Below are 12,856 nucleotides of genomic sequence, written 5' to 3'. Positions count from 1 at the left end.
GCAGAGTTCAAAGATTCGTGATAACTCCCGGCCCCGGTATTGCGCACAATGGCAGCCACTCCCGCCACTTCCAGGAAACCGCATCCGATGACCGCCACGCGCCGCGTACTTCTCGTCGAGGACGACGCCCATATCGCCGACCTGCTCACGCTGCACCTGCGCGACGAGGGCCTGGAAGTCATGCACTGCGCGCGCGGCGACGACGGCCTGCGCCAACTGGAGCGCGGCGGCTGGGACGCGCTGGTGCTGGACATCATGCTGCCCGGCGTGGACGGCCTGGAGATCTGCCGCCGCGCCCGCGCCATGGCGCGCTACACGCCCATCATCATCATCAGCGCGCGCTCCAGCGAGGTGCAGCGCATCCTGGGCCTGGAGATCGGCGCGGACGACTACCTGGCCAAGCCGTTTTCGGTGCTGGAGCTGGTGGCGCGCGTCAAGGCGCTGCTGCGCCGCGTGGAGGCGCTGGCCCAGAACGCGCGGCTGGAGTCCGGCAGCCTGTCCATTGACGGCCTGGCCATGGACCCCGTGGCGCGCGATGCCCGGCTTCATGGTGCCCGGCTGGACCTGACCCCGCGCGAGTTCGACCTGCTGTACTTCTTTGCGCGCCAGCCCGGCAAGGTGTTCTCGCGCATGGACCTGCTCAATGCCGTCTGGGGCTACCAGCACGAAGGCTACGAGCACACCGTCAACACCCACATCAACCGCCTGCGTGCCAAGATCGAGGCCGACCCGGCCCAGCCCGCGCGCATCCTCACCGTCTGGGGGCGCGGCTACAAGTTCGCCGAAGCGGGCGAGGGCGCATGACCATGAAACTGCGCCTGACACTGACCCAGCGCCTTTCCCTGGTCTTTGCCGTGCTGCTGCTGGTGTGCAGCGGCACCTCGGCCTGGATGCAGCTGCGCGCCAGCCGCATGCACGAGCTGGAAGTGGTGCAGGGCCTGTCGCGCGACGTGGCCGAAAGCATTGCGCGCGACGCCCAGCTGACCGACGCCAACGGCCTCATGCCCGGCGCCGTGCGCAGCTTCTTCAACCAGCTCATGCTGGTCAACCCCAGCGTGGAGGTCTACCTGCTGGACGCCGACGGCCGCATTGCCGGCCATGCCGCCCCCGACGGCCGCGTGCGCCGCGAGCGCGTGGACCTGGCGCCCGTGCACCGGCTGCTGGAAGGCGGCACCCTGCCCATCCTGGGTGACGACCCGCGCAGCACCGAAGGGCGCAAGGTCTTCAGTGCGGCGCCGCTGCGCGTCAACGGCAAGGAAGTGGGCTTCATCTACGTGGTGCTGCAGGGCGAGGCGCATGACCAACTGGTGGCGCAGGGCTCGGCCAACTCGGTGCTCAGCACGGCGCTGTGGTCCATCGGCCTGGTGGCGCTGCTGTGCCTGGTGGCCGGCCTGGTGGCCTTTGCGCTGATCACGCGGCCGCTGCGCCGGCTCACCGAAGAGGTGGCCGGCTTCGACATCCATGGCACCCCCCCGGACCTGCCGGCCCCCCAGCCCGGTGCCGCGCAGGACAGCCGCGACGAGATCGCCGTGCTGGACGCGGCCTACCGCCGCATGGTGGCGCGCATCGGCGAGCAGTGGCGCGCCCTCACGCGCCAGGACCAGGAGCGGCGCGAGCTCATCGCCAACGTCTCGCACGACCTGCGCACGCCGCTGTCGTCCCTGCACGGCTACCTGGAAACGCTGCTGCTCAAGGACGCCGTGCTCGACACCACCGAACGCCGCCGCTACCTGGGCATTGCCCTGGCACAGAGCCAGAAGGTGGGCGAGCTGGCGCAAAGCCTGTTCGAGCTGGCGCGCCTGGAATACGGCTTTGTCCAGCCCGAGCCGGAGCCGTTTTCCATGCCCGACCTGGTGCAGGACGTGTTCCAGAAATTCGAGCTGCGTGCCGAGGCGCGACAGGTGGCGCTGCGGGCCGACTTCCCAGCCCGCCTGCCCGTCGTCCAGGCCGACCTGGGGATGATCGAGCGCGTGCTGGGCAACCTGCTGGACAACGCGCTGCGCCACACCCCCGAAGGCGGCAGCATCCTGGTGGCGCTGGCGGCGGCGGGCAACGCCGTCGAAGTCACCGTGGCCGACACCGGCCCCGGCATCCCGGCCGATCTGCGCGAAGGCCTGTTCGAGCGGCCCTTCACCGTGGGCGGCGCCCGCCGCGGCGGCGGCCTGGGCCTGCGCATCGTCCACCGCATGCTGGAGCTGCACGGCTGCCGCATCGAGCTGGTGGACCCGCCGGGGCAGGGGGCGAGCTTCCGGTTCGTGCTGCCTGCGGCCGCGCAGGCAACGGGCGCCGGCGCCCGGCCGCGCCAGGGCTGACGCGGATCGTGGGTTACCCTTGTGCACAGCGCGCCCTCGAAGGCGCGGCATGCACAAGATCGTCAACTCGTTCCGAGGACCCACGCCATGTCAACGTCTGCCTCTCCCGTTCATCGCCTGCCCGCATGGGTGCCGCTGCGCTACACCACGTTCTGCCTGAGCCTGGTCGGCAGCGCGGGGCTGCTGGTGGCGGCGCTGGTGTGGGGAGGGATGTGGTGGTGGCTGGGCTTTGGCGTGTGCGCCGCGCTGGCGCTGCTGGGCGTGCGCGACATGACCCAGGTGCGCCATTCGGTGCTGCGCAACTACCCCATCATCGGCCACCTGCGGTTTCTGCTGGAGTTCATCCGGCCCGAGATGCGGCAGTACTTCATCGAGTCCGACCATGAGGCGCTGCCGTTCTCGCGCGCCCAGCGCTCCCTGGTGTACCAGCGCGCCAAGGGCGACCCGGACAGCCGCCCGCTGGGCACGCAGCTCAATGTCACGGCCCAGGGCTATGAATGGGTGAACCATTCCATGCAGCCCACCAGGCTGGCCTCGCATGATTTCCGCATCACCATCGGCTGCGCCGATGAAGGTGCCTCGCCCTGCACCCAGCCCTACAGCGCCAGCATCTTCAACATCTCGGCCATGAGCTTCGGCGCGCTGTCGGCCAATGCCATCCTGGCGCTGAACAAGGGCGCGAAGATGGGCGGCTTTGCGCACGACACGGGCGAGGGCTCCATCAGCCAGCACCACCGCGTGCACGGCGGCGACCTGATCTGGGAGGTGGCCTCGGGCTACTTCGGCTGCCGCAACGACGATGGCACGTTCAGCGAGGAGAAGTTCATCGCCAATGCCACCGACCCGCAGGTCAAGCTCATCGAGATCAAGCTCAGCCAGGGCGCCAAGCCCGGCCACGGCGGCATGCTGCTGGGCGCCAAGGTCACCCCCGAGATCGCCGCCGCGCGCGGCGTGCCCGTGGGCGTGGACTGCATCAGCCCCTCCAGCCACAGCGCCTTCAGGACGCCGGTGGAGATGATGCATTTCATCGCCCGCCTGCGCGAGAAGTCGGGCGGCAAGCCCACGGGCTTCAAGTTCTGCGTGGGCCATCCCTGGGAGTGGTTCGCCATCGTCAAGGCCATGCAGGAGACGGACATCACGCCGGACTTCATCGTGGTCGATGGCGCCGAGGGCGGCACGGGCGCGGCGCCCGTGGAGTTCACCGACCACGTGGGCGTGCCGCTGCAGGAAGGCCTGCTGCTGGTGCACAACACGCTGATCGGCGTGGGCCTGCGCCACCGCATCAAGATCGGCGCGGCCGGCAAGGTGATCACGGCCTTCGACATCGCGCGCATGATGGCGCTGGGCGCCGACTGGTGCAACGCCGGGCGCGGCTTCATGATGGCCCTGGGCTGCATCCAGGCGCAGAACTGCCACACCGGCCACTGCCCCACGGGCGTGGCCACGCAGGACGTGGCGCGCCAGAAGGCCCTGGTCGTGCCCGACAAGGCCACGCGCGTGGCCAACTTCCATGACAAGACCCTGCATGCGCTGCAGGAGCTGGTGCAGGCGGCGGGCCTGGAGCACCCCTGCGACATCACGGCCCACCACATCGTGCGGCGCATCTCCGACACCGAGGTGCGCCAGCTCGCCAACCTGGTCCTGCGCGTGGAGCCCGGCGCTCTGCTGGGGCCGCTGGACAAGCAGCACAACGTGTTCAAGCTCTACTGGCCAGGGGCGCGCGCGGATACCTTCCAGTTCGCGCCGCCCACGCTCAAGCCTTCTGCGCCGCAGGCCAAGGCGCAGGCGGCAGGCCAGCCCGCATAGGGACACCACGGCCGATCACGGGTTTTGACGGCGCTCGGGGATAATGCGCCCCGAGCCCTTTGGTCCACGACTGTATTTTTCTTTGTAAATGAAAACTATTTTGGTTCGCATTGCAGCTGCGGTCTTCGGCGGCTATGCCTTCACCTGGGGCTTCATCGCCCTGGGCGTGGTGCTGATGTTTGCTGCCGGAATGGAGTTCCACGATGCCGAGCATCTGGGCTACATCCTCGGCTTCCTGGTGTTTCTGACGGTGTTCCTCTGGGCCTTTGCGGCGCAGAGCCTCCCGCGCGTCTGGGCCGTGCTGGCCGGTGGCGGCATTGTCATGACCGGCTGCGCATCGCTGCTCCAGCAGATGCTGCTGCCCTGATCCGGAGATCGCTTCCCATGTTCCAGAATTTCCGCCTTTCCATGGCCTGGCTGCACACTTGGTTCGGGCTGGTGCTCGGCTTCGTGCTCATGGCCGCCTTCTTCTTTGGCGCGCTGTCGGTGTTCGACCGCGAGATCGACCGCTGGGCCATTCCGGCCTCGCGCTTCGAGCCCACGCCCATGCCCTCGTACGACCAGATCCTCAAGCCGGTCTTCGAGTCCATGCAGCCCAACGCCCAGGCGCGCGAGGCCATGCGCGGCGAGGTCAACGGCCCGCTGCCCGAGCGCTTCGACACGCCCCAGCGCTGGGGCGCCTACACCACGCACCGCGACCCGGTGCTGGGCCTGTTCGCCGGCTACGAGGTGGCCAACGCCAAGAAGCCCGAGACCCTGATCTGGGCCATGCGCACCATCGACCCGCGCAATGGCGAGTCCCTGCCGGACGACCACCTCAAGATCGGCAGCCAGTTCTTCTACCCGCTGCACTACAGCCTGACGCTCAACTGGATGGGCCTTGGCTACTGGATCGTGGGCTTTGCCGCACTCATCATGCTGGTGGCCCTGGTCAGCGGCGTGGTCATGCACCGCAAGATCTTCCGCGAGCTGTTTACCTTCCGTCCGAAGAAGGCCACCCAGCGCAGCGTGCTGGACCTGCACAACATGACGGGCGTGGTGGCGCTGCCCTTTCACTTCTTCTTCGCCTTCACGGGGCTGGTGATCTTTGCGGGCATCTACTTCCCCATCACCCACACCCAGCTGGAGCCGCTGCACGAGCTGCACGAAAAAATGGAGGCCGAGGAAACCGGCCTGCCGCACGACCGCGCTGGCGTGGCCGCGCCCGTGGCCTCGGTGGACGCCATGGTGGCCGAGGCGCAGCGCCGCTGGGCCGCCAAGGGCATGGCCGGCGACGTGGGTTTCCTGTCCGTCACCCATGTGGGCGATGCCAATGGCTATGTCAGCGTCTACCGCGCCGGCACCGACCGCATCGCGCTCACGGGCGAGGGCATCCACTTCAAGGCCAGCACGGGCGCGCTGCTGCGCGAAGATCCTCCGCGCACGGCCGTGGACAGCATCAACACCTTCCTCACCGGCCTGCACCTGCAGCACTTCCGCCACTGGCTGCTGCGCTGGCTGTACGTGCTGGGCGGCCTGGCCGGCTGCGTGTGCATTGCCACCGGCTTTGTCTTCTTCGTGGAAAAGCGCAAGAAGCAGCATGCCAGGCAGGGCGTGCAGGGCGCGCGCGTGGTCGATGCCCTGGCCGTCACCACGGTCACCGGCATGCTGGTGGCCACGCTGGGCATGCTGATCGCCAACCGCCTGCTGCCCGAGGCCATGCCCCAGGGCTGGCCGGGCCGGGGCGACATGGAACGCTATTTCTTCTGGGCCACCTGGCTGCTGGCCATGGCGCATGCCTTTGTGCGCAGCGCCCCCGTGGCCCGGGGCCTGCCCAACCCCGCCTGGCGCGAGCAGTGCTGGGCCGTGGCCGCCATGGCCGTGGTGGCCGTGCTGCTGAACTGGCTGACCACGGGCGACCACCTGTTCAAGACCCTGGGCGCGGGCTACTGGCCGGTGGCCGGCGTGGACCTGTTCATGCTGGCCAGCGCCGTGCTGGCCGTGGTGGTGGCGCGCAAGCTCAAGACGCGCGCCGCGCCCGCCATGCCCTCGCGCGCCGCGGAGGTGGCCCATGTCTGAGGGACTGATGGACGCACTGCTGCTGGCCGCCGCCTTTGCGGCATCGCTGCTGGGCATGGCCTGGTTTGCGCTGGCCAAGGACGTGCACTGGGAGCAGGTGCACGGCGACATGCCCCAGCCCGATGGCAAGGTCAGGCTGCTGCGCTGGCTGGGCGCCTCAGGCCTGGCCGCCTCGCTGGGCCTGTGCCTGGCGGTGGACCATGCCTCCATGGCCTCCCTGGTCTGGATCATGACGCTGGCAGCCGCCGCCCTGGCCATTGCCTTCACGCTGACCTGGCGGCCGCGCTGGCTGCGCTGGCTGCCGGCCTGACGTTTGCGCGGGACCTGCGCCCGCTGCGGGCTCAGGCCTGCCTTTTCCTCATCCTGCGGCTGGCCAGATAGGCCATGCCGCACAACAGTGCCAGCATGCCACCCTGGCCCAGGCCGGGAACGGCCTGGACATTTCCGGGGCCGGGACCGGGTCCTGGGTCCGTGCCCGGACCGGGGTCGGGATCGGTGCCCGGGCCGGGATCGGGAGGATCGGCAGCGATCACCTCGATGGTCACGGATGCCGGTGCGGCAGCGCTCTGGTGCCCGTCGGATACCGTGAAGGCGAAGGTATCGGGCCCGGAGTAGCCGGCCGCCGGCGTGTAGACCAGCGTACCCGTCTGGGAATCGAAGCCGCTGATGCCGCCATGGGCGGGGCCGGCGGTGATCTCGAAGCGCAACGGGTCCGACTCGAAGTCCGTGCCAGCGAGGGTGATGGACAGCGCCGTATCCTGCGGGGTCGTGACGGCTTGCGGCAGGGCCACGGGGGCGGCGTTGGCCGCCATCGCGTTGGAAAAGCGCGAGGTGTCACCGGTGGAAATCCGGGTGGCGGTCGCCGTGACAGCGGCCTGGTCGCCCGGGGGCATGGCGCCCTTGAACACCAAGGGCGCATGGCCGGAGGCATCGGTGGTCACGGTCTGCGAGCCGAGCAGAACCTTGCCGGCGGCGCGCTCCACCAGCCCGTCGGGCAGCCTGGGCGTCGAGAAATACTCGATGCGCATGCTCTCGTTGGCAACGCTGTCCAGCGTGCCGGACAGGCCCTCGGGCGTCACCGTGAGCAGCACCGGCTCGGCAGGATCTCCGTTGGCCAGGCTGGTTCGTGCGATGCCTCCCTCGGTATTGCCGTAGATGGCATTGCCGAGCATGGAGACGCCCTTGACTTCGTCCCCCCGCAATCCCACGCCGAACAGCCTGTTGTGCGCAATCACGTTGGCATGTGCCGCGTCGTCACCGCCGACCAGGGTGTCATGGGCCTTCTGGAAAAAGGAAACGCCTTCCCCATTGGGCAGGGCGGTTCCCTGGGGACTGACGCCCACGTAGTTGCCCTGCACGAGGTTGTTCTTGCTGGCGCCCTGGAACTGTATGCCGGACGCCTTGCTGCCACCGACGATGTTTGCGCGCACGGTCACCTCGTCCGAATCCTTGATGACGATGCCCCATTGATTGGGCAGCATGGTGCTGGCATCCAGGCTGGTTCCCACGATATTCCCGGCAATCAGGGTATTCGGGTTGCGTGCGCCGTAGTTTCCATTCAATTCAATGGCCGTTTCCTTGTTTCCGGCAATCAGGTTGCCGTCCTCAGGGCCTGTGCCAATGCGATGTCCGCCCTCCGACGAAAAGAATACGGCAATGCCTGGCCCATTGTTGGGAATCATGGCCGTGCCGGCTGCATTGGTTCCGACTCGGTTGCGGGTCACCAGCGTGTGGGCGCCGGAAATGGAAATCGCGGAGGAGCCGCCTGTTTGCCTGACATTGCCGGAGACGAGGTTGCTGTCGATCAGCGTGCCGGTAAAGTCGGATGCCACGCTGATGCCGTTTCCCTGGTTTCCCAGGGCCACATTGCCGGTGATATCGGTGCCTATGTAGTTTCCCTGAATGATGTTTCCTGTACCTGCACCTGGCCAGGAAAGCCATATTCCGGAATTCTCCGCCGCGGAAATGACATTTCGCCCGCCAATATCCAGATTCCCGATGCGGTTGCGGTTGCCGGAGTGGACAAGGATGTTGCTGCGATTGCCCATGGCAACCGTTCCCGATGCGTCAACGCCTATATGGCACCCCAGCACGGTGTTGCCGTCGCCGGTCACCGCCAGGGCCGTATTGAAGCCGCCTATCGCCAGGCCGCGCACCGTGATGGCGCCTGCCAGCTCGAGCCCTATGCCGAACTCGGGGCTGCCTGACTGCAGCGTGATCAGGGGGCGGCGTGGCAAGTGGTCCTCATAGCCGGGCTGCGTGCTGGCGTCCACGGTGAGCGATGTGGCCGGTGCAATGGGCTGCATGAGCCTGCCATTCCAGTTGCTTTGGGTGACGATGGTCTGCTCTCCCCCCGCACCGATGCGGAACTCGATGCGGTTGTCGCCGCCTTTGTTGCGGTTGGCGTTGGCGTAGGTGATGGCGTCACGCAGGGTGCAGGGGCCCAGGCCGGTGCTGGCGCACGGGCCGGTTGCGTCGGCGGCGCTGTCCACCACGACGGTCCATGCGTGGGCCGTGGCGATGCAGCCTTGCGACAGCAATGCCAGGGCGAGCAGGCGCAGGGGCCTGCGTGCCGCCGTGGGAGTGAATCGTTGCCTGTATATGCTCATTGCCTTTTTACTTTCCCTGAAATGGACTGCCGAAACGCCTTGCGGGCATTGATTGCGCAATTGCTGGAAAGGGCGCTGCAATTTCGCATGTGCGGCGTCTGTGTGGAATATCCCGGGGCCTGACCCAAGAAAATGAAGCAGCCCTTGTTGATGAATCAAGCCTGCAATGATCCCCGGGGCATCCGAGTTTGGGTCTAAGAATTTTCTTAAATCATCAAGACTGCTGAAATCGCTGAAGAGATCGGACAAGGTCTTTGATGACGAAGCGAGGCGGGCGATATTCCCGGGTGAAGCGGCGTGCACGGGTTTGCAGGATTAAGAAAATTCTTAGCCCTGTTTCTTCATCCGATTCCTATGATTTGGCAATGCGCCAGTTTCAAGACCTTCTGTTTTCTTCCCGCTCGACTCGGCACGGGTGGTGCCCGTCCATGGCACTGCGCGATTGGATGGCGTCGCTGCGTGATTGGACGGTATTTGCACTGGCAATCATGGCCATGCTGGCCTGCGCCTTGCACAGCGGCAGGGACGATGCCGCCCAGGCACCGCCATCCCGCAGCCGCGCGCATGTGCCTGTGGGGGACATGCAGCTGTTTTTCATGGACCGGTATTTCCTGCTGCTGGACGCTGCCGTGGGCGCGACCCGCGCGGCCGTCCATTCCCAGGCCGGTCTGGCATGGCCGTGGCGCACCAGCGCACCGCAGGACCACCTCGTGCCGCTGTATTCGCTGATGCATGTGGGCCGGGGCCTTCCCGAATCGCTGCTGCTGCGCAAATCCGTGAACAACGCCGCATGGCTTGCAGACCGCTGGGAGCCCGTGCGGCAACTGGTCAGGGCCCACGCCTGGCTGCTGCTGTGGTCCGTGTCGCTGGGACTTGCCCTCATGGCTGCACTTGCATGGTGCGTGGGCCGGCTGCGACGCGGCGTGCCGGCTTCGGCCTGGAGCCGGGCAGGGGCCTGCGCCGCCGGTGATGCACTCTGCCGAAAGCTGCTGGACACGGCACCCGTGGGCCTGGCGCTGGTGCGGTGCAGCGATCGCAGCCTGCTGCTGTCCAATGCGCTGGCCCGGCAGTGGGTGTGCAGTGATGCTTCCTGGTTCGAGCAGGCCGTGGCCGGGGGCACGCAGCAGGGCCCGCGTGAGCTGGCGCTGGGGGACGGGCGATGGGTGGAGGTCCGCACCACGCCCACGACCCACGGGGGCGAACCGGTGGTTTTCTGCCTGGTCAGCGATGTGACGGCGCTCAGGCAGGCGCAGGCAGCGCTGGTCGATGCCAAGCAGCGCGCCGAATCGGCGAGCCAGGCCAAGACGCAGTTTCTGGCGACCATGAGCCACGAAATACGCACACCGCTCTTTGGCATCCTGGGAACGCTGGAGCTGCTGGCCCTGTCCAGGGTTCCTTCCGAACAGACACGCTACCTGGGGGCCATGCAGCAGGCATCGGCCTCCTTGCTGCGCATCGTCAACGACAGCCTGGACCTGTCGGCCATCGAGGCGGGCCGGCTGCAGCTGGAGGCCCAGGCGTTCTCGGCCACCGAATTGCTCGACAGCGTGGCCGCAGGCCTGCTGTCGCGTGCCGAGCAAAAGGGTCTGCAGCTGTATGCCGTCTCCGATGTGAAAACGCCGCCCCTGCTGGTGGGCGATGCCTTGCGGCTGCGGCAGATCCTGGACAACCTGGTGGGCAATGCCATCAAGTTCACGTTCTCCGGCCACGTGGCCCTGCGCCTGCAGGTCATGGGCGACAGCGAGGAAGGCACCGACCTGCGGTTCCAGGTGCAGGACACGGGCATCGGCATCGACCCGGAGCAGCAGCCCTTCCTGTTCGACCCGTACTTCCGTGCCCATGCGGCCACCCAGCAGCAGGTCCAGGGTGCGGGCCTGGGGCTGTCCATCTGCCTGCGCCTCAGCCAGGAGATGGGCGGGCGGCTGACGGCCGCCAGCCAGCCGGGACTGGGGACCTGCGTGTCATTCGAGCTGCGCCTGCCGCGCGAGAGCGCGGCAGGCTATGAGGCAGTGCCCAGTCTGTTGCCGCACACCGTCTACGTGGATGGCGCCATTCCGGAAGTCGTGCACAACCTGTGCGCCTGGCTGCGGCATTGGGGCGCCATGGCCCAGCCCTACCGGGACCAGGTGCAGGGTCCCAATGAAAAGGCCGTGCTGGTGCAAGCCTGGCCGCGGTCGCTGCGCCGTCCGCAATGGACGGGCAAATGCGTTCTGGCGCTGGCGCCGGGCGAGAGCCCCCGCGAGACCGTGCAGGCCTGCGTGTGGGAGGCCAGCGCGCCTGGCGTGCCGGCAGTGGGCCATGCGCTGGGCCTGGCCCAGCAGGGCATTGCGCCGGGTGCGCGCCTCGACCTGTATGCCGCCGCCGCCCAGGTCCACGAGCCCCTGGGGCTGAGGGTGCTCATCGTCGAGGACAACCCCATCAACAGGATCATCCTGCGAGAGCAGCTGCAGTTGCTGGGCTGCGAGGTCCAGCAGGCCAGCAATGGACAGGACGCGCTGTCCCTGCCCGGCCTGCTCGAATTCGATGCCGTTCTCACCGACCTGCACATGCCGTTGCTGGACGGCCCGGCCCTGGCGCGTGCGCTCAGAAAGCGCGGGTATGGCCGCCCGATCGTCGGTCTGACGGCCAATGCGCAGCCGCAGACCCAGACCCAGACCCAGACCCAGACCCAGACCCAGACCCAGACCCAGACGCAGGCGCAAGAGCAATCGCAAGTGCAGGGGCAGGGGCAGGGGCAGGGGCAGGGCGACGGACTGCCGGCCGGCTTCGACAGCCTGCTGTGCAAGCCATTCACGTTGGCGGTGCTGCGCACCACCTTGAACAACATCAAGCAAGGCAGGACCTGAACCCATGCTGGCCCCATTCAAAGTACTCATCCTGGACGACCATCCCCTGTGCTGCGAGCACGCGCGCAGCCTGCTCATGGAGGCGGGACTCACGGACACGCACATGGCCTGCAACGCGCGGGAGGCCCTGGAGAAGCTGGGCGACGGCGGATTCCATCTCGTCATCACCGACCTGAAGATGCCTGACATGGACGGCCTGCAGTTCATCGATGAATTGAGCCGGCGCGACCTGCATCCCATGCTCGTGATATCCACCTCCTGCTCGCGCCGGCTGATGAACAGCGTCAGTCTCATGGCCAAGGAGTCCGGCTTTTCCGTCATCGGGATGTTCCAGAAGCCGTTCGGCACGGACCATGTCCAGGCGCTGGTCAGCCAACTCAGGTCCGTCCATGCAAACGAGGGGGAAACCGCTGCCGGCATCAGGGAGCGGCCGATTTTCGCCAAGGCCCACCTGGTGCAGGCTTTGCAGGAGAAAACCATACAGGCCTGGTTCCAGCCCAAGAAATCCCTGCTCACGGGCCACATCGTCGGCGTGGAAGCGCTGGCGCGCTGGAACGATCCGCAGTTCGGCTTCATGATGCCGGGCTCGTTCATGTCCGCCATCCGGTTCCATGGGCTGGACCATGCCTTGCTGGTGCGGATGATGGAAGATGCCATGTCGGCGCACCTGGCCTGGCGCAGTGCCGGACATGTCGTGCCTGTGTCCGTCAACCTGCCGATACCGCTGCTGGACGATATCGGCCTGCCGGACGAGTTGCACGGCATGGCGGCCCGGTGCGGCATTGCTGCGGAGAACATCACGTTCGAGCTGCTGGAGGACCAGGCCGTCGGCATACCCGCCAACTACTACATGAGCGCGAGCCGTTTGCGCCTCAAGGGCTTCGGCCTGGCCCAGGATGACTACGGGCGCGGATACAGCTCGATGTACAGCCTCATCTCCACGCCCTTCACCGAATTGAAGATCGACCGGGCCTTCGTGGCCGGTGCGGCAGGTGACGAGGTGCGGACTGCGGCCTTGACGTCGTCGGTGCAACTGGGGCGGCAGCTGGGCCTGACGGTGACGGCGGAAGGCGTGGAGACCACCCGGGACCTGGAGTTGCTGCGCAGCATCGGATGCGATTGCGTGCAGGGCTATCTGCTGTCCGCCGCGGTGCCTGCGGTTGAATTTGCCCTTATGCTGGCGTCCGAACCCCGGCACCAAGGCAACCCCACCTGACCCAAGCAC

At 67.2% G+C, this 12,856-nt stretch carries 9 protein-coding genes; 8 read left to right on the top strand and 1 reads right to left on the bottom strand.

Translation table 11 applies throughout. The features are described 5' to 3' along the window. Positions 1 to 87 precede the first annotated feature (87 nt). The 6 genes from ACF8NF_RS26485 to ACF8NF_RS26460 all read left to right on the top strand — a co-directional run bounded on the left by ACF8NF_RS26485 (position 88) and on the right by ACF8NF_RS26460 (position 6,486). Entirely contained in the window at positions 88 to 804 is a 717-nt protein-coding gene (locus tag ACF8NF_RS26485) for a response regulator transcription factor (RefSeq protein ID WP_016448168.1), read from the top strand. Positions 805 to 806: 2 nt separating this feature from the next. After that, positions 807 to 2,312 (top strand): HAMP domain-containing sensor histidine kinase, encoded by a 1,506-nt coding sequence (locus ACF8NF_RS26480; protein WP_074923442.1) that lies wholly within the window; start codon positions 807 to 809, stop codon positions 2,310 to 2,312. A gap of 87 nt (positions 2,313 to 2,399) precedes the next feature. Beyond that, positions 2,400 to 4,118 (top strand): FMN-binding glutamate synthase family protein, encoded by a 1,719-nt coding sequence (locus tag ACF8NF_RS26475; protein WP_392451582.1) that lies wholly within the window; start codon positions 2,400 to 2,402, stop codon positions 4,116 to 4,118. A gap of 88 nt (positions 4,119 to 4,206) precedes the next feature. Further along, positions 4,207 to 4,485 (top strand): hypothetical protein, encoded by a 279-nt coding sequence (locus ACF8NF_RS26470; RefSeq protein ID WP_013802944.1) that lies wholly within the window; start codon positions 4,207 to 4,209, stop codon positions 4,483 to 4,485. A gap of 17 nt (positions 4,486 to 4,502) precedes the next feature. Continuing rightward, positions 4,503 to 6,176: a PepSY-associated TM helix domain-containing protein gene (locus ACF8NF_RS26465; protein ID WP_392451581.1), complete on the top strand. Its 1,674-nt coding sequence runs from the start codon at positions 4,503 to 4,505 to the stop codon at positions 6,174 to 6,176. After that, a complete protein-coding gene (locus ACF8NF_RS26460; protein WP_046984647.1) occupies positions 6,169 to 6,486 on the top strand; it encodes a DUF3325 domain-containing protein in 318 nt (105 codons plus the stop codon). Before ACF8NF_RS26465 ends, ACF8NF_RS26460 begins: the two co-directional genes overlap by 8 nt. A gap of 31 nt (positions 6,487 to 6,517) precedes the next feature. Here ACF8NF_RS26460 and ACF8NF_RS26455 read toward each other — a convergent pair whose 3' ends face one another. Next, on the bottom strand, positions 6,518 to 9,034 hold the full coding sequence (locus tag ACF8NF_RS26455; RefSeq protein ID WP_392451580.1) for an Ig-like domain-containing protein: 2,517 nt from the start codon (positions 9,032 to 9,034) through the stop codon (positions 6,518 to 6,520). 179 nt (positions 9,035 to 9,213) lie between these two features. Here ACF8NF_RS26455 and ACF8NF_RS26450 point away from each other — a divergent pair, with 179 nt between their 5' ends. Both ACF8NF_RS26450 and ACF8NF_RS26445 read left to right on the top strand, forming a co-directional pair. Beyond that, complete coding sequence (locus ACF8NF_RS26450; RefSeq protein WP_392451579.1) at positions 9,214 to 11,631, top strand: ATP-binding protein; 2,418 nt, start codon at positions 9,214 to 9,216, stop codon at positions 11,629 to 11,631. A gap of 4 nt (positions 11,632 to 11,635) precedes the next feature. Further along, on the top strand, positions 11,636 to 12,847 hold the full coding sequence (locus ACF8NF_RS26445) for an EAL domain-containing protein (protein ID WP_392451578.1): 1,212 nt from the start codon (positions 11,636 to 11,638) through the stop codon (positions 12,845 to 12,847). Positions 12,848 to 12,856: the final 9 nt, after the last annotated feature.

The sequence above is a fragment of the Delftia sp. WSY_22 genome (genome assembly GCF_043104185.1).
Classification (GTDB): Bacteria; Pseudomonadota; Gammaproteobacteria; order Burkholderiales; family Burkholderiaceae_C; genus Comamonas; species Comamonas tsuruhatensis.
The sequence above is the reverse complement of the archived record's forward strand: the minus strand, read 5'-3'. Positions and strand labels throughout refer to the sequence as shown.